This is a genomic window from Alteromonas sp. KUL106, assembly GCF_009811415.1.
Lineage (GTDB): Bacteria > Pseudomonadota > Gammaproteobacteria > Enterobacterales > Alteromonadaceae > Alteromonas.
Window position 1 is genome coordinate 74,906 of the sequence record NZ_BLIG01000039.1, and the last position, 16,891, is coordinate 91,796.

The window sequence follows — 16,891 nt, forward strand, 5'->3', positions numbered from 1 at the left end:
TCCAACTCACTTCTCCGGGCGCACGCCGTCTTCATCATGGCGTGTTGCACAGAAGGGTTAGTTATAAATCATGATAAGGAGAGCGTTTGCTCTCCTTTTTACTGTATAAAATAAACTAGCCCTTTGTTCTACTATCGGTTACACCCACCCTACCAAAAGGCTCCATATCTAGTTGTTTTTAAGTCATTTATTTTTTCTTTCATATTTATTTTTCAATTTTTGTGCGACTTAGCTTTACACTTTTAAATACTGTATATATTATCAGTTACTGTATATATCATCATGTTCAACTTCTTTCGAGTGTGGTTATGTTAGCGCATCTTTCAATATCTAATTTTGCCGTTGTAAAACAGTTATCAGTTCAGCTAGAAAACGGGCTTACAGCAATAACGGGTGAAACCGGTGCTGGTAAGTCTATTGCGATAGACGCTTTAAGCCTTTGCTTAGGTGAGCGTGCTGACGCGAACGCTGTTCGCAAAGGCAGTGCTAAAGCTGAAATTATCGCCCATTTTTCTCTTAGCAAAAATGAATTGGCAAAAGCGTTCCTTGACGAGCATGAGCTTACGTCTGACGAAGATGAAAATAGCTGCTTTATTCGCCGTGTTATTTCGAAAGAAGGCCGGTCAAAAGCGTTTATAAATGGTGTGCCGGCCTCGTTACAACAATTGAAGGGGCTGGGGCAATTTTTGCTAGCTATTCACGGGCAAAATACACATCTCCAGCTATTAAAAGAAGATCATCAACGCGAGCTTGTTGATGGATATGCTAAGCATGATGACATTCTAACGAATGTAAAAGAAACTTACGCCACGTGGCGTGATAAACAGCGCACGCTTAAGACACTTCAAGAGCAAGCACAGCAACGTGAAGATCGCCTACAGCTCCTCACTTATCAGGTACAAGAACTCGACGAGTTTGCAATTGAAGAAGGTGAGTTTGAAGACCTAGAGACTGAACACAAACGTTTGAGTAACGGCCAAAGCCTGCTAGAACAAGCGCAGACGAGTGTGTACAACTTATATGAAAACGATGAAGGCAACGCACTTTCTGTAATTCAAAACAGCATAGAGCGCCTGGGTGAGTTAGAAGCACACGATGCTAGCCTAACGCCAATGATTGCCTTATTAAATGATGCTGCGATCCAAGTTGAAGAAGCAGCGAGAGAGTTGCGCAGTTACTGCGACCAATTAGAAATTGATCCATTACGCCTACAGCACGTTGAGGCTCGTTACGCAAAAGCCATGGAGTTAGCGCGTAAACACACTGTTATGCCCGAAGCGTTGTATCAGCACCATCAAGAGCTCACTTCAGAGTTTACATCTTTATCAGAACAAGAGACGTTATTGGGTACGTTAGAAAGTGAGGTTGCTGAAGCAAGGGGAATTTACTTAGCGGCAACACAAAGCTTATCAGAGAGCAGACAACGCGCTGCGCTAAAGTTGAGCGAAGAAATTGAAGCCCAAATTCGCCATATGAACATGCCCCATGCGAAAGTAGATATTCAAATACAATACGATGAACTTAGAAAGCCGGTCAGTACAGGGCTTGATTCCGTGGAATTTAGAGTCTCGACGAACCCAGGCCAAGACGCAGATAAACTCGAGAAAGTGGTATCTGGTGGTGAACTGTCTCGTATAGGGCTAGCGATACAAGTTATCGCAAGCGGCCATCATGCAACACCCACTATGATTTTCGATGAAGTCGATACGGGTATTAGTGGCCCCACAGCATCTATCGTCGGCGGGCTATTGCGTAAGTTAGGCACGCAGTCGCAGGTTATGTGCGTCACGCACTTACCTCAGGTAGCGGCGCAGGCGCATAACCAACTGTTTGTCACTAAGCTTACCGATGGTGAAAGTACAGAAACGCAAATGCTGCCGCTAACCAAGCAAGACAGAATCGATGAGCTTGCAAGACTGTTAGCCGGCGATAAAGTAACCAAGTCGGCGCTAGCAAATGCAAAAGAGCTGCTTAAAAGCGCAGCATCGAACTAAAATGCAGTTGATTGGTCATAGTTGTCAATGTAGCATGCTTTCGCGCTTGCAATAAAACAGTCTCGAAATTCGTTTTAGCGAAATTCGTTGGCACTAACAAAGGCAATACTGGACAAATTAACGCATGAAGTTGCAACACCTATTAGTAATTCTTGGTATCACACTTACATCAACCGCTTGCTCGAACTGGATTTATCGAATCGACGTTCCTCAAGGCAATTTTCTTGACCAAAGAGACGTTGAAAAACTGCGCGTTGGAATGACGAAAGAACAAGTTATTTATGTATTGGGTAATCCTGTCGTTCAAGACTCATTCGACGATGATACTTGGTATTATGTATACGATATGAAGCGTGGCATGGAAAAGCGCGGAGAAGATTTTCAAAAGCAGATGGTAATTAACTTTGTAGACAACAAAGTAACGACAGTTGAGGGTGACTTCGAGTTATCTGAAGACTTCAATACTCCGCTTGATAACTAACTAGATTCAAAGGTAGCGGTTCGTGCTACCTTTTTTGTTTCTATCACTCTTTGTAAAAACACCTTTTTTAAACATTTATCGCTCAGCTGATTGAGGTTTATATGGAACATAGTTTTTGGCACAGTAAATGGCAAAAGAACGAAATTGGATTTCATGAACCTAAAGGCAATGTGCTTCTCGTAAAGTATGCGTCTTTTCTGCTTTGCGACGATAGCTCTAATTCTTCGTTAAAACGCATATTTGTTCCACTATGCGGAAAGACCCGTGACATTGGTTGGCTTCTTTCTCAAGATTGTGAAGTGGTAGGTGCGGAACTAAGTGAAGTTGCCGTTGTACAATTGTTTGAAGAGCTAGGTGCGAAGCCCACCGTCACTACTACCTCCAACGGGAAGGTTTACGCCAAAGACGGTTTAACCGTGTATGTGGGTGATATATTTAAACTCACACCTAGCGACTTAGGTGATATTACAGGCGTTTACGATAGAGCAGCCTTGGTAGCACTGCCGAGCCCCCTTCGCGAGCAATACGCTGCGCACTTAATGGCCATTACTCAATGCGCCCCTCAGCTAATCATTTCATTCGAGTATGACCAGAACGAAATGCCCGGACCTCCATTTAGCGTAAACGAAAAAACTGTTGATTCACTCTACGCTGGCGACTACGAAATTAAAAGGTTAGAACGCTCTGTGCTTGAAGGCGGTTTAAAAGGCAAAGTAGACGCCGATAATTTAGTATTCGCACTTAACCCCATTTAACTCGGCGTTTCTGGTTAAAATATTAACACTACTTTCCTTTTAAGGCGAACCGGCGCTGTAGACACAACTAGTAAAGTCTTGATGTGGCAAGACAAATACTATGTTAAAGACCAAGCAGCGTCTCTACACCAAACAATATTGCACCTATCAACCCGCCCACAATTGTGCCATTAATGCGCACTTTTTGAAGATCGCGACCAATGTTTAGCTCCACCTGCTGTGCCATTTCACGTTCATCCCAACTATTGATGGTGTCGCGTATGTGACGCGTTAGAAATTCAGCCAACTCGGGTGCCATATATTTCGCGGCTTCCCCTATATGCTTATTGAACGCCTTTGCTAATTCGCTATCTTGCGTCAACGTAGTACCCAAGTCATTTAAAAGACCCGACACCTTTGTTTCAGCTTTGCCACCTTTTTCTTCAAGAGATATTAACAGCCACTGATGAAATTTAGCCCATGATTGCTGCACATAAGCGTTTAAGGCCGGGTCATTGATAATTTTTTCCCTGTAGCTATTTATCTTTTTCTCCATTAACGGGCTGTGCTGTAATTCGTAAAGGAATTCATGTACTTGTTCGTCAAAAGCATGGCGAATAGGATGGTGCTCATCTTCATAGATGTCTTCTAAAATACTCGAAACGGCTTTAACAGCAATGAGTGCTCCCTGCTCGCTTAACCAACTAGACGGCAATAACTTTTCAATGCGGCTATATTCTGTTTTTAACCAGACCACTAAGGTATCTGCTATGTAGATTTGTGTTTCTGGCTCTGCGAGCAGTTTGGCTAATTTTCCTAGTATCCTATCAAGAACAACCTGGTGCTGACGCTCTTTCGTCACCGCGCCTAATGAAGTCGCCATTAACTGCCTGAGATCAAGTTTGTTAATGCCCTTCTGGGCGGTTTTAGCGATAAATGCTTTTACAGGTTTGTCATCAAGCACGCGCAGCACGCCAGCAAACGCATCGCATAGGAAACGACTCAAACGGGTCGCGTTTCTTTCTTGTGACAACCATCTTCCTGCGCCCTTAGCAGGGTCGCTGTCCCGAATTAGCTTTTCTATTGCTTCAGGGTGAAAGAATTTGTCTTTAACGAACAAAGACAAATTATTAGCAATTGCGGACTTGTTGCTAGCCACGATGTTGGTGTGGGGAATGGGGTATTTTGCTGGTATTGGTTTAAACAATGCCGTCACAGCAAACCAGTCAGCAAGACCACCAATAAGCGCCGCCTCGCTGGCCATCTTAATAAGTCCCAACCACCATGCACCTTGCAGATTTGTGTAAAACTTTGGAAGTAATACGGTTACAACAAATACACTTGCGGCAAAAATCAAACAGGCCAATGCAAGCCTTTTAGCCTCATTCAATTGCGTGTACTTGTCCTGCATAGACTGCTCCGTTTAAAAAACTTAATCACTATCTTGGTCGATCATTGGCGTATTGCCCTATTAATCACAAGAACTCAAGTCACGAGGAAAAAATTTGCACAATAAGCTTGCTGTTACCACAAGGTTTCGTTAACCCTTTCGTACTGCATGGAGGGTCCACACTTTTGTGCCACATTAAGAAAAATCGACAGACATTTCATCTTCACTACGCTGAATGAATGCAAACAATAGGCCTATTCACCAAAACAAGAATTGTAGCATTACTTAAATTCGTACGACTTGGTGAAAGCGACTTGGTAGGTAATCCAACTTTGTGCAACTTCGTGGACAGACACTTATTAACAACTTCGTGGACAGACACTTATTAATATTGGACACCCACTTAAGTTTCTTCAGATTGACCTAGAATATGCGCATTAAGTGTCTGTCCCTTTCTGTACCTTTCTGTATTTTGATGCGCGCAATATCAGGTGGTCAAATTCGCTATTCGTTAGCAAATAAGGCTAGTAAACTACTAATTAGGCCACAAAGCTAGAACGCTCATATTTGAAAATGCACTATCTTATTGATTTAAATGAATTTATCAGAGTGGCATGGTATGTGAAGACAACATGTAAATTGCTCTCACATTGAAATACGTGTGATTTCTAAAATAGTTAAGATTATTATGGATATAAGAATATGAAAAAGTCTCTTTTCGCCCCCACTGCTTTACTGCTTACTACCTCTCTCCTTTCAGGCTGCGTTATTCATGTTGGCGACGCTAGCGCACTAGAGGGCAGTGACTTCAGTTCTATTCTGGGCAACATCGACATCGCAGAAGGAAGACATGCAGGCGATATTTCCTCGGTAAATGGAAACGTAGAAATCAGTGATCACGGTGGTGCAGATGATGTCAGCATTGTTAACGGCAACCTTGAAATGGCCAGTCATGTGACTGTCCGAAATATTGACATCGTCAATGGAGATGTAAGTGCATCCTCTCACTTAAGCGTGCTTAAAGACTTAGAAACTGTAAATGGAAACATTACCCTTCCCACCCAAAGTCACATTGGTGGAAGTGTTGAATCAGTTAATGGTGACATTACGGCCGTGGACACAAAAATCGAAAAGCACATTAAAACGCTCAATGGTGATATTACGCTAACGGGGAGTTCTCACGTCGCTGGCGACATTGTCTATAAAGAAAGTGAAAGCTCGTGGGGAAATAAATCAGATAACAAACCTACGTTGACTATTAAGGCCTCCGTGACGGTCGATGGTAACATTATTCTTAAACGCCCTGTCAACATCGATATTGAAAGCGAAACCTTAAAGCAGAAAGTCATTGTAAGCTACAAGGGTGCACAGTAACGTATCGACATTACTTTTAGCGATACTTTAAAACTGATGACCGAAAAAGAAAAGATGCTAGCGGGAGAACTATATTTTCCCTCTGATAAAACGCTCTCGGCTTTGCGCAAGCAATGTCGTATTAAACTTGATGAACTTAATAGTATCTGCCAAAGCGAGCACAAAACGCGCACTAGACTATTGAAGGCGCTTTTTGGCAGCACGGGGAAGCGACTCTACATAGAGTCGTCGTTTAAATGTGATTACGGTGAAAACATTCATGTGGGCGAAAACTTTTATGCCAATTTTAACTGTGTCATTTTAGATGCCGCAAAAGTGACAATTGGCAATAATTGTATGATCGCTCCTCAAGTTGGTCTTTATACCGCTACCCATCCAATAGATCCCGCTCAACGCGCAACGGGAATTGAGTTTGCCAAACCCATCACCATTGGTGATAACTGTTGGATTGGGGGGATGGCCGTCATAAACCCTGGAGTGACGCTTGGCGATAACGTCGTTGTTGCTTCAGGCGCGGTGGTTACAAAATCATTTGGCGACAATGTAGTCATAGGAGGAAACCCCGCTAAGGTGCTCAAACAGGTAAATCTTGAAACGAGTAAAAGCTGATAGGTTGTTAAGTTCGACAACCATAACGCTGCCCTCATTTTTCCCTGAAGACTATAAGTAGCCGCCTAGGCTTAACACTTTCTAGGCGGCAACATCCCGAGCTTAACGACTAGGTTGCTCGTTTATTTATCCTTTAAGAGGTATCCGCAGACCTAATCCCATTGGGGCGCAAAATCAGGGTTTACAATGCGTTCACCGTTATCTAAATCGTCGACAAGGGCTAACTCTTCATCACTAAGCTGCACACCTCCATAGGCCAGATTTTCAGCCAAGTGCTGTTTGCTGGTTGATGATGGAATGGCGTAAATGTGACGCTTTTCCATCCACGAAAGTACCACTTGAGCGGGTGTTGCGCTGTGGTTTTGAGCGATTCGGTTTAGTGTTTCGTCCTTCATGACTTTGCCTACCGCAAATGGCATGTAAGCTGTCGCTCGAATACCTTTTTCCTTACAAGCATCAACCACTTTTTTGTTTTGCATGAAAGGGTGAATCTCAATTTGGTTCGTGTACACCTCGCCTTTACCCAAAATACTCTCTGCCTTGTCTAACAAGTCAATGGTAAAGTTGGAAACACCGATATGGCGTGTTAGGCCTTCCTTCTTAGCCTGCGCAAGGCTGCCTAAATAATTTTCTAGCGTGATGTCATTCCCAGGATACGGCCAGTGGATAAGCAGCAAATCAACGTATTCTAGCTTCAGTTTTTCCAAACTCTCATGCACGCTGGGGATGAAGTGTGCTTCGGCGAGCGACTCATGCCACACTTTCGTTGTTACAAATAGTGAGCCTCTATCTATGCCACTTGTCTTGATAGCATCTCCCACCTGCGCTTCATTATCATAGAATTGGGCAGTGTCTATGTGTCTGAAGCCTACTTCTAAGGCTTTGCTGACTGATTCGCGGGCTTCCTCACCTTCTAGACGAAAGGTTCCCATTCCTAACTGAGGCATGTCTTTCATTACCATCTCCTTTTCCGTGTCTTAGACATAAACTACGTGAAGTAGCACATTCATAGTTTGCTACGCCACCTTCCACAAAGAAGATCGCTATCAATCGTTTTCCACAAAGAACAAAGAAAAAAGAGACAAATATTCAAAGGATGGCTATGAAGCACAAGAAATAAAAAAGCCGCGAGAAGGAACTCGCGGCTTAGTTATACCAGTCCGTATAGATAACGCTATTTGCGTTTCGATGGACGCCCTGCACGTTTGCTCAAGCCTTGTTGCTTGCGCACTTTATGTTTTTTCACAGAGCGGCGCATACGGCTTAAACGCGCATGATCAAGTTTACCTTGTCGAACGTTAACCATGGTTTGCGTCTCGTCAGGAAGCTGAACATGACTGCGAAGCGCGTTTACTTCTTCCAGTCCAAGCTCAACCCATGCACCTTGTGGTAAACGCTTTTGAAGCTCAATTGGACCATACTTCACACGTATAAGTCGGCTAACCTGAACCCCCTGTGATTCCCACAACCTGCGCACTTCACGATTACGGCCTTCTTTTAACGTAACGTTATACCAGCGGTTCATACTTTCATCTTCAGCATGCTGCGGGGTTGGAGCGCCTGAAATAGTGAGGAACTTTGCTTCACCATCTTCTAATTCAACGCCTTTTTGAAGGGTATTAAGGGTTTTACTTGTCACCTCACCGAATACACGCACAGCATATTCACGCTCTACTTCACATTTTGGATGCATTAAGCGATTTGCCAGCTCTCCATCATTCGTGAAAAGCAAAAGGCCACTGGTATTCATATCAAGACGGCCAACGGTGATCCAACGTCCCAATCGAATAGCAGGCAGTCGGTCAAATACTGTATCGCGCCCTTCTGGGTCGTGACGACTGCATAATTCACCTTCGGGTTTGTTGTACATTAAAACGCGACAAACTGGCTGTTCGGTTTGGCGAGACAGTAAATGCCCATCTACGCGAATTTGCGCGGTATGGTCAACTCTGTCCCCTAGCGTAGCTTTGGTGCCATCAACCGATACTCGGCCTTCTTCAATCCAGCGTTCCATTTCACGTCGCGAGCCTAGCCCTTGGTTAGCCAGTACTTTTTGCAACTTTTCAGTCATGTTTTTTCACTCTTAATTGCTTGTTTACGGTCGCACGGTCTATTCAGACGGTGCCTCATTTAACACCTTAAGCGGCGAGTCTGACGCGATACTCTCTGCCATACTTTCAAACGTATCAACATTGGGCAAATCGCTCAATGATGCCATTGAAAAGTAGTCTAGAAAGCCTTTGGTGGTAGCGTAAAGTGCAGGTCGTCCCGGCACTTCTTTGTGGCCTACTACCTTTATCCAGTCTCGTTCTGTGAGTGTCTTTATAATATTGCTACTTACCGCCACACCTCTTACCTGCTCAATTTCTCCACGGGTAATTGGCTGACGATAGGCAATGAGCGCAAGCGTCTCGAGCATTGCTCTGGAGTACTTTGGCGCGTTTTCTTGCCATAATTTACTTAACCACGGGCTCAGTGCATCTAAGGACTGGAAGCGATAGCCGCTTGCTACTTCTACCAGCTGAATGCCTCTAGGTTGATAGTCTAGCTTGAGCTCCTTTATTACCTTACTCAAGGTGCTATCAGCCACGGTAAACTCATTGAGAACCGTTTCTTTTAATTGCTGCTTTGAAATGGGCTTTTCAGCAACAAATATTGCAGCCTCAACCAACTGCTTTAGCTGCGCCGTGTTAATTCTCTTCATGTGAACCTAATTTTACATGAATTTTTGCATAAGGGCCTGCCTGAATGCATAAAATTAGTTGTTCTTTTACTAATTCTAAAATAGCCAAAAAACTAACCACTACGCCAGCTTTCCCTTCATCAACAGTAAATAGCCGTTCAAGCGGCGTATATTGTGAAGTGTTAAGCATGGATAAGATAAGTGACATGCGTTCTCGCGTGCTTAGCGCTTCTCTTTCGATGGTATGGTGTTCAAACGCCTCTGCGCGTTTCATCGCAGCACTAAATGCGAGGACTATTTCGGCTAAAGAAACGTCGGGCTCTATTCGAATAGGCGCGACGCTCTCACTCACCTCTACATGAGCGTTAAAAATATCTCTTTCAAGGCGTGGTTGCGTATCTAGATCTTCTGCTGCCTGCTTTACCAATTCGTATTCTTTCAAACGCCTGATAAGTTCAGCGCGAGGATCGTCTTCTTCCTCATTATCATCACTGCGCTTCGGTAATAAATGACGAGATTTAATCTCAGCCAGTATTGCGGCCATTAACAAATACTCGGCTGCCAACTCCAATTTAAGCGCCATCATGGTATCGACATACTCCATATACTGTTTAGTGACAGTGGCAATGGGCAATGTTGTGATATCAAATTTTTGCTTGCGGATTAAATACAACAGTAAATCTAGCGGGCCTTCAAAGGTTTCAAGAATGACCTCGAGCGCATCAGGAGGAATGAAGAGATCTTCTGGTTTTTTAATGAGCGCTTCACCATTGATAAAAGCGAGCGGTAGCGGTTGCTGAACTGGCGCCGCAAGCCCCTCCTTAATAGGGGGGGCATTATCTCTATTCTCTTCTTTGACAAGTTCTGACACAGTTCCACAACCGATTTCAAACGCTTTCGCAGCGATTATTAATGATTTTAATGATTATGCGCTCGCGCTGCATACTCGTCTTTCTTTTTTCAAAAAGCGTTCAAACAACCGTTATTCAAACGGAGATGGGTCACCGGTGCCATGACGTAAAATAACAGGCGTATCTTCTGATAAATCAATCACGGTTGTGGGATGCTCACCAATGTAACCGCCATGAATGATCAGCCCAACTTGCTTTTCTAAGTTGTCTCGAATGATATCTGGGTCTGATTCAGCCATGGTGTTGCCCGGTAGTATCAAAGAAGTCGACATCAAAGGTTCACCCAGTTCTTCTAATAATGCTAGCGCGATTGCATTGTCTGGCACACGGATCCCGATGGTTTTGCGTTTAGGGTTCTGCAAGCGTTTAGGCACTTCCCGTGTTGCTTTCAATACGAATGTATAGTGCCCCGGTGTATTGTTCTTAATCTGCCTAAACGCAGTGTTATCGACCTTGGCATAAATGGATAGCTCGGACATGTCGCGACACATCAAAGTGAAATTATGGTCTTTATCTATCTGACGAATGCGGCAAAGCTGCTCTAAGGCTTTTTTATCTTCCATTTGACAGCCTATGGCGTAGCCTGAATCCGTCGGGTAAACGACAACCGCACCCTCGCGAATTAACTCGCACGCTTGGCTTATCAGGCGTTTTTGCGGGTTATCTGGGTGTACATAGAAAAATTGACTCATCGTTACTTCCTTTTCTGAAAAACGCTCGTCAGCGCTTCTCGTTGTTGTCTGTCTGGACCGCCTTTCGCTGACATGTGGTTGTTTTATTGGCCCACTGATTTCAACGCACTACCACCATCTAACTATAGATTTGCTCTTCATTCACTTTCAACCCTCCTAAGCTGATGCCAGTCGTGCCATACAGGTGTTAGCTGACTGCTGATCCCAAGGTTTTTACCTAATTCTGTCCAGCGAGACGGAAAATGAAAATCGGAACCCGCAGAAGCCAGTAAATTATGAGTCAGTGTGATCTCGTTGATAAGCTCTTGCTTTGTCTTGTTTATGCCGGGGAAGGCTGTTTCCATGGCATCACCACCAGAATGGGCGAACTGCGCGACCAACCGCCTTAACCATTTAGCCGTCATATCATAATGTGCAGGGTGCGCCAGCACTGCTTGTCCACCGGCGTCGTGGATCCATTCAACGGCACTTTCTATACTTGGCCACTCGGCTTTTACCGCCGCCCGTTTGCCTTTGCCTAAATATTTTTTAAATGCAGCTTGCATGGTGGGCACACCATAATTATTGACTAATACCCGAGCAAAGTGTGCACGGGTAACTTGCCCCACGCCAGCTAGCGCTTTCGCTCGCATCAATACACCTGAAAATCCGCACTTTTCGAGTTTATCAGCAATTTTTTCAGCGCGCGCTTCGCGTATTTCTGCCTGACCATTTAAATGAGATAAAAACCTCGGACATTGCCTGTCTACATTTAAACCTACGATATGAATATCAAAACCATGCCAAGTAGTCGAAATTTCAACACCATCAATAATGGTTAAGGGCCGCTTTTGCTTAGCTTGTGTCGCATGAGCTTCTTCCAAACCAGCAACGGTGTCATGGTCTGTCAGCGCAAGCACGTCCACCTGCATAGTGTGAGCACGAAGAATTAATTCTTCTGGTGTCAGGTGACCGTCTGAATATTTTGTATGGCTATGTAGATCTATTTTCAATGTAATATGCAAATTTTAGGTTGACACGAAAGGCAATTTGTTTTCTTCTATACGCACAAAGTATACGTACTAACGGCTTCAAATCCTATTGAAGTTTGAAAAAACAACGAGTAATTCATGCATTCTTTCTACAATTACACAGCGATGACTGTTGCAGCTTGGTGGTGGCACTCCCTAATATGACGGGCGGTGTGCACAGTAGTGCGTGAATGAAAACACATAAAGGCCCGTTTACACGGGCCTTTTTTTTATCTTTTTGCAATTGGAGAGTAGCAAAAATGAGTTTAGCGGAACTGGGCACGGTCCCAGGTAAGGTAGAGACAATTGAGCAAGTGGGTCATTATGTTGACGATCCTCTTGCCGCGTTTGCCCACCTTTGTGGTAACACGAGTAATGCGCTTCTTTTAGAATCAGCTGAAATCGATTCTAAAGACGATTTGCAAAGCTTACTCATGGTTGATGCAGCCTTACGCATGGAATGCAGAGGCAGCCGTGTGGAAGTAAGCGCGTTAACGAAAAATGGGGCTTCAGTATTGCCTCTATTCGCCACACATGCCCCTGAGGGCCTCAACGTTATTGATAGGACAGACACTTCTATCGTTCTTCTTTGCGATGAAGCAAACAGCGAACTGGACGAGGATAGTCGACTAAAAGCAGCGAGCGTTATGGACGCACTGCGTATCGTTATCAATAAGATCACTCCCATTCGCCAACACCCTCATGCCATTTTTCTTGGCGGTGTTTTCGCCTACGACATGCTAGCGGGCTTTGAAAAATTACCAGATGTTGCTGAAGGTGAAAACGACTGTCCAGACTTTGTCTTCTATTTAGCAGAAACGTTGATTACGGTTGACCATCAAACTCGCGAAACCCATCTTATCGGCAGCGTATTTAGCGGTGAAGATGTAGCACAGCAATATTTTGCCATTGCGCAGCGATTGGAAGCCATTCATCAACTTCTTCACGAGATGCCGGCTACGCCGATTTTGATAGGCAATGAGACCCTATCGTCTTACACGCTAGATGGACAGACACTCGGATTAGAAGCAGCTGTGCAAAATGGACAGACACTCCCTTCATTCGAGGCAAGCGTAGATATCAGTGACGAGCAATTTTGTCATCATGTTCTCGACTTAAAACAACACATTTTAGCCGGCGATATTTTTCAGGTCGTGCCCTCACGCACATTCTCTCTCCCCTGCCCATCGCCACTACTTGCTTACGCTAAGCTAAAAGAGTCCAATCCGAGCCCTTACATGTTCTTCATGAAAGATATCGCTTTTAGTATATTTGGCGCCTCACCCGAGTCGGCACTTAAATACGAAAGAGAGAGCAATCAGGTAGAGATTTATCCCATCGCCGGTACTCGTCCCCGCGGTAAGCGCCCCGATGGTAGTATCGATAGAGACTTAGATAGCCGCATTGAACTTAACCTTCGTGAAGATGTTAAAGAGAAGTCAGAACACATTATGCTGGTAGACTTAGCACGAAATGATGTAGCCAAAGTTAGCCGACCTGGGACCCGCTATGTGAAAGACCTGCTTAAAGTCGACCGTTATTCACACGTGATGCATTTAGTTTCTCGCGTGGTTGGCCAGCTTCGCGACGATTTAGACCCTTTACACGCTTATCAGGCCTGCATGAATATGGGTACATTGGTTGGCGCACCTAAGGTAAGCGCAGCCACACTCATTCGAGAAGTCGAGAAAAAACGCCGCGGGAGTTACGGTGGCGCCGTGGGGTATTTAAACGGCCAAGGCGACATGGATACCTGTATTGTTATTCGCTCTGCTTTTGTTAAAAACGGCACGGCTCACATTCAAGCCGGTGCTGGGGTAGTCTACGACTCTATTCCTCAAGCCGAAGCTGATGAGACGCGAGCCAAAGCACAGGCGGTGATTGGCGCAGTTAAAGCTGCGCTACAGGAAGAGATTGATGCAGCGTTAGGTAAAGGAGGCAACGCATGAACCAACAAGTTACCACTTTATTCTTGCTCGATAACGTAGATTCGTTTACCTATAACCTTGTTGATGAGCTGCGTACGTTAGACTTAGACATTAAAGTCTATCGCAACACCGTGTCGGCTGAACTGCTTTTTAGCAAAATGCAGGAGCAAGCCGCAAAAGGCCCCGTGCTATTAATGCTTTCACCGGGTCCTGGCGCGCCAAGTGAGGCTGGCTGCATGCCGGCTCTACTCAAAAGGGTAAGCGGTGTATTTCCTGTAATTGGGATTTGCTTAGGGCACCAAGCTATTGTGGAACATTACGGCGGCACGGTAGGTAGGGCGAGCCAAGTAATGCACGGTAAATCATCGGCCATCACGCACTCAGAAGAAGATATGTTTGAAGGTCTTCAGCAACCTTTGCATGTTGCCCGCTACCACTCACTGGTCGCCCATGAGCTTCCCGATAGTCTTACCGTTTGTGCATCGACGATAAACGATGACGGTAGCGAAGTGGTAATGGCAGTTTACAATAATGAAGACCGCATGCTTGGCTTCCAATTTCACCCCGAGTCCATTTTAACAGCCCATGGTAGTTTGCTGTTGAAACAAAGTATTGACTATTTAACGTTACAGGGAGCTAACCATGCTTAACGCAGGCCCTCTACTTGAACAAATAATGCTTGGAGAATCGCTGTCGCAGACCGAAGCGTACAGCTTGTTCAACAGCATTATGCACGGCGAGCAAAGTGAAGTGATGATTGCCGCTGTGCTGACGGCGCTTAAGATGAAGAAAGAGTCGCCAGGAGAAATTGCCGGTGCGGCAAGCGCCATGGTGGCCAATGCACTCCCCTTTCCGACTCCATCATATGAGTTTGCTGATATTGTTGGCACCGGCGGTGACGGACATAACACTATCAATATTTCCAGTGCTGCAGGGGTAGTAGCAGCGTCTTGTGGCGTGAAGGTAGCGAAACATGGAAACAGAAGTGTTTCGAGCAAGTCTGGCTCAGCGGATTTGTTTCGACAATTTGGCCTCAATCTGGAAATTAGCCCGGAAACGTCTCGGAAATGTCTAGATGAAGCAAATTTCACATTTCTTTTTGCACCGGTCTATCACTCAGGCATGCGCCACGCAGCCCCCGTGCGCGCTGCGATGAAGACAAGGACTCTATTTAATATTCTAGGACCACTAGCAAACCCTGCGGGTCCAACTCACGGCGTTTTCGGCGTATACTCTCCGGAATTGTTAGAACCCTATGCTAAAACGCTAATGTTACTTGGGCAACATCGCGCGATGATTGTCCATGGTGATGGACTAGATGAATTGGCCCTTCATGGTGAATCCATCATTTACGATCTGGAACATGGCGATATTCGTAAGCTTTCGGTAACTGCACAAGACTTCGGTTTACCCTACTATCCGCTATCGGCAATTGAGGGCGGCGAGCCAGAAGAAAACAAACGGTTTGTTGAGGCCGCGCTTAGAGGTGAAGGTAAAGAAGCCCACCGCGCAGCCATTGCAATGAATTGTGGTGCACTGTTGAAAGTAACAGGCAAAGCCAACACCTTTAAAGAAGGGGCTGAAATGGCAATGAATGCCATGGCAGAAGGGTTACCCATGGAATTGTTGTCAAAGGTCGCGAAAATCACTCAGGAGGTAAGCACGAATGGCTAATGTGCTTGAGAAAATTGTTGCAGACAAACGAGAAGAGGTTGCGGCGCGTAAGCAGGCGCTGCCGCTAGACAGTTTTAAAGATAACTTGACGCCATCAGAAAAAAGTTTGTTTGATGCGCTAAATGAGCCCAATGCTGGCTTTATCTTTGAATGTAAAAAGGCATCACCCTCCAAGGGACTTATCCGAGAGAACTTTGATTTAGACGAGATTCTATCTGCTTACACGCCCTACGCAGCGGGTATCTCGGTCCTGACAGACGAAAAATATTTCCAAGGTAAATTTGAATACCTTGCTTATGTAACAGAACGGGTTTCTCAGCCAGTTCTTAACAAAGATTTCTTCGTCGATACTTATCAAGTGTATTTGGCACGTCATTATAACGCCGACGCTGTTCTTTTAATGCTGAGCGTCTTAAGCGATGATGAATATCGCGAGCTTGCAAGCGTGGCAAATTCACTCTCGTTAGACATTCTTACCGAAGTCAGTAACGAAGAAGAAATGGAGCGAGCCATTGCACTTGAAGCCAATATCATCGGTATTAATAACCGCAATTTACGAGACCTCTCTACTGACTTAGGAACTACAGAACGACTGGTACCTATGCTCGAAAAGGCTTCTCATCATTATGTGGTTATTTCGGAGTCAGGTATTTATACCCATCAAGATGTGCTGCGCTTAGCGCCAGTATCACAAGGTTTCCTGGTAGGTAGCGCCTTGATGGCTGAAGATGACTTGTCACGCGCGGTAAAAACGTTAGTGAATGGTGCAGTTAAAGTTTGTGGGCTGACCAGCGCCGAACAAGCACAAATGGCATTTGATAAAGGCGCCAGCTTTGGTGGGCTTATTTTCGCAGAAAAATCTCCGCGTTACGTGAGTGAAGCACAGGCATTGACCATAACGCAAAGCGTGAACGGTGCGTTTGTGGGAGTATTCGTCAATCACAACATTGATGAAGTAGCATCGCTTGCGGCCTCGCTAAACCTTTTTGCGGTGCAACTTCACGGAAACGAAGATGACGCCTATATTGCAGCGCTTGCCGCCAAGCTTCCAGATAATTGTGAAATTTGGAAGGCCGAAGGCGTAAAAGCAACCTCTACTGACGCACTACCAGAAACAGTGGACAGACACTTAAACAATAGCTTTATCAGCCGCGTTCTTTTGGATTGCCAAGTCGGCGATGCAAAAGGCGGTACAGGTGAATCTTTCAACTGGCAACTGATCAGAGACACTCAAACAAAAAATAAGTTAGTGCTTGCTGGCGGTATCAGCGCCGACAACGTTGCAAGCGCTATCGCAACAGGCTGTGGTGCGATTGACGTAAATTCAGGTGTTGAAATCGCGCCAGGCACAAAAAGCGAGAGCAAACTCGACGCGCTCTTTGCTATTTGCCGCCGCTACTAATTAAAAATA

16 protein-coding genes are annotated in these 16,891 nt (G+C 45.0%); 9 read left to right on the top strand and 7 right to left on the bottom strand.

The annotated features are described in order from the left end of the window. The first annotated feature begins 308 nt into the window (after positions 1-308). From recN to tmpT, 3 genes are all read left to right on the top strand, one after another. On the top strand, positions 309-1,994 hold the full coding sequence (gene recN / locus GVO63_RS14200; RefSeq protein WP_159580731.1) for a DNA repair protein RecN: 1,686 nt from the start codon (positions 309-311) through the stop codon (positions 1,992-1,994). A gap of 124 nt (positions 1,995-2,118) precedes the next feature. After that, on the top strand, positions 2,119-2,475 hold the full coding sequence (locus GVO63_RS14205) for an outer membrane protein assembly factor BamE (RefSeq protein ID WP_159493952.1): 357 nt from the start codon (positions 2,119-2,121) through the stop codon (positions 2,473-2,475). Positions 2,476-2,576: 101 nt separating this feature from the next. Beyond that, the gene (tmpT, locus tag GVO63_RS14210) at positions 2,577-3,230 is read left to right on the top strand and encodes a thiopurine S-methyltransferase (protein WP_159580733.1); all 654 of its coding nucleotides are present in this window, start codon (positions 2,577-2,579) and stop codon (positions 3,228-3,230) included. Positions 3,231-3,333: 103 nt separating this feature from the next. Here tmpT and GVO63_RS14215 read toward each other — a convergent pair whose 3' ends face one another. Beyond that, entirely contained in the window at positions 3,334-4,620 is a 1,287-nt protein-coding gene (locus GVO63_RS14215; RefSeq protein ID WP_159580735.1) for a DUF445 domain-containing protein, read from the bottom strand. Between the two features lie 681 nt (positions 4,621-5,301). Between GVO63_RS14215 and GVO63_RS14220 the strand changes: the two genes are divergently transcribed. Both GVO63_RS14220 and GVO63_RS14225 read left to right on the top strand, forming a co-directional pair. Beyond that, the gene (locus tag GVO63_RS14220) at positions 5,302-5,973 is read left to right on the top strand and encodes a hypothetical protein (RefSeq protein ID WP_159580737.1); all 672 of its coding nucleotides are present in this window, start codon (positions 5,302-5,304) and stop codon (positions 5,971-5,973) included. A gap of 36 nt (positions 5,974-6,009) precedes the next feature. Then, entirely contained in the window at positions 6,010-6,582 is a 573-nt protein-coding gene (locus tag GVO63_RS14225; RefSeq protein ID WP_159580739.1) for a sugar O-acetyltransferase, read from the top strand. 152 nt (positions 6,583-6,734) lie between these two features. Here GVO63_RS14225 and dkgB read toward each other — a convergent pair whose 3' ends face one another. The 6 genes from dkgB to GVO63_RS14255 all read right to left on the bottom strand — a co-directional run bounded on the left by dkgB (position 6,735) and on the right by GVO63_RS14255 (position 11,860). Further along, on the bottom strand, positions 6,735-7,538 hold the full coding sequence (gene dkgB / locus GVO63_RS14230) for a 2,5-didehydrogluconate reductase DkgB (RefSeq protein ID WP_159580741.1): 804 nt from the start codon (positions 7,536-7,538) through the stop codon (positions 6,735-6,737). A gap of 218 nt (positions 7,539-7,756) precedes the next feature. After that, positions 7,757-8,653 (bottom strand): 23S rRNA pseudouridine(2605) synthase RluB, encoded by an 897-nt coding sequence (gene rluB, locus GVO63_RS14235; RefSeq protein WP_159493958.1) that lies wholly within the window; start codon positions 8,651-8,653, stop codon positions 7,757-7,759. A gap of 39 nt (positions 8,654-8,692) precedes the next feature. Continuing rightward, on the bottom strand, positions 8,693-9,286 hold the full coding sequence (scpB, locus tag GVO63_RS14240; RefSeq protein ID WP_159580743.1) for an SMC-Scp complex subunit ScpB: 594 nt from the start codon (positions 9,284-9,286) through the stop codon (positions 8,693-8,695). Continuing rightward, positions 9,273-10,136, bottom strand: a complete 864-nt coding sequence (locus tag GVO63_RS14245) for a ScpA family protein (protein WP_159580745.1) — start codon at positions 10,134-10,136, stop codon at positions 9,273-9,275. The genes scpB and GVO63_RS14245 overlap by 14 nt, the downstream gene beginning before the upstream one ends. Positions 10,137-10,247: 111 nt before the next feature. Continuing rightward, positions 10,248-10,868 (bottom strand): L-threonylcarbamoyladenylate synthase, encoded by a 621-nt coding sequence (locus GVO63_RS14250; RefSeq protein WP_159493961.1) that lies wholly within the window; start codon positions 10,866-10,868, stop codon positions 10,248-10,250. A gap of 137 nt (positions 10,869-11,005) precedes the next feature. Continuing rightward, positions 11,006-11,860 (bottom strand): PHP domain-containing protein, encoded by an 855-nt coding sequence (locus GVO63_RS14255; RefSeq protein ID WP_159580747.1) that lies wholly within the window; start codon positions 11,858-11,860, stop codon positions 11,006-11,008. Positions 11,861-12,138: 278 nt separating this feature from the next. Between GVO63_RS14255 and GVO63_RS14260 the strand changes: the two genes are divergently transcribed. From GVO63_RS14260 to trpCF, 4 genes are read left to right on the top strand one after another with little or no spacing between them, the layout of a single operon-like run. Next, complete coding sequence (locus GVO63_RS14260) at positions 12,139-13,827, top strand: anthranilate synthase component 1 (protein ID WP_159580749.1); 1,689 nt, start codon at positions 12,139-12,141, stop codon at positions 13,825-13,827. Next, positions 13,824-14,456, top strand: a complete 633-nt coding sequence (locus tag GVO63_RS14265; RefSeq protein ID WP_159493964.1) for an aminodeoxychorismate/anthranilate synthase component II — start codon at positions 13,824-13,826, stop codon at positions 14,454-14,456. Before GVO63_RS14260 ends, GVO63_RS14265 begins: the two co-directional genes overlap by 4 nt. Beyond that, a complete protein-coding gene (gene trpD, locus GVO63_RS14270; RefSeq protein WP_159493965.1) occupies positions 14,449-15,480 on the top strand; it encodes an anthranilate phosphoribosyltransferase in 1,032 nt (343 codons plus the stop codon). Before GVO63_RS14265 ends, trpD begins: the two co-directional genes overlap by 8 nt. After that, positions 15,473-16,882, top strand: coding sequence for a bifunctional indole-3-glycerol-phosphate synthase TrpC/phosphoribosylanthranilate isomerase TrpF (gene trpCF / locus GVO63_RS14275; RefSeq protein ID WP_159493966.1), 1,410 nt, complete (start codon positions 15,473-15,475; stop codon positions 16,880-16,882). The genes trpD and trpCF overlap by 8 nt, the downstream gene beginning before the upstream one ends. Positions 16,883-16,891 lie beyond the last annotated feature (9 nt).

Bases quoted from the DNA above. Each gene is read 5' to 3' on its own strand.
- recN (WP_159580731.1), top strand. From the start codon at position 309: ATGTTAGCGCATCTTTCAATATCTAATTTTGCCGTTGTAAAACAGTTA.
- GVO63_RS14205 (WP_159493952.1), top strand. From the start codon at position 2,119: ATGAAGTTGCAACACCTATTAGTAATTCTTGGTATCACACTTACATCA.
- tmpT (WP_159580733.1), top strand. From the start codon at position 2,577: ATGGAACATAGTTTTTGGCACAGTAAATGGCAAAAGAACGAAATTGGA.
- GVO63_RS14215 (WP_159580735.1), bottom strand. From the start codon at position 4,620: ATGCAGGACAAGTACACGCAATTGAATGAGGCTAAAAGGCTTGCATTG.
- GVO63_RS14220 (WP_159580737.1), top strand. From the start codon at position 5,302: ATGAAAAAGTCTCTTTTCGCCCCCACTGCTTTACTGCTTACTACCTCT.
- GVO63_RS14225 (WP_159580739.1), top strand. From the start codon at position 6,010: ATGACCGAAAAAGAAAAGATGCTAGCGGGAGAACTATATTTTCCCTCT.
- dkgB (WP_159580741.1), bottom strand. From the start codon at position 7,538: ATGAAAGACATGCCTCAGTTAGGAATGGGAACCTTTCGTCTAGAAGGT.
- rluB (WP_159493958.1), bottom strand. From the start codon at position 8,653: ATGACTGAAAAGTTGCAAAAAGTACTGGCTAACCAAGGGCTAGGCTCG.
- scpB (WP_159580743.1), bottom strand. From the start codon at position 9,286: ATGAAGAGAATTAACACGGCGCAGCTAAAGCAGTTGGTTGAGGCTGCA.
- GVO63_RS14250 (WP_159493961.1), bottom strand. From the start codon at position 10,868: ATGAGTCAATTTTTCTATGTACACCCAGATAACCCGCAAAAACGCCTG.
- GVO63_RS14260 (WP_159580749.1), top strand. From the start codon at position 12,139: ATGAGTTTAGCGGAACTGGGCACGGTCCCAGGTAAGGTAGAGACAATT.
- GVO63_RS14265 (WP_159493964.1), top strand. From the start codon at position 13,824: ATGAACCAACAAGTTACCACTTTATTCTTGCTCGATAACGTAGATTCG.
- trpD (WP_159493965.1), top strand. From the start codon at position 14,449: ATGCTTAACGCAGGCCCTCTACTTGAACAAATAATGCTTGGAGAATCG.
- trpCF (WP_159493966.1), top strand. From the start codon at position 15,473: ATGGCTAATGTGCTTGAGAAAATTGTTGCAGACAAACGAGAAGAGGTT.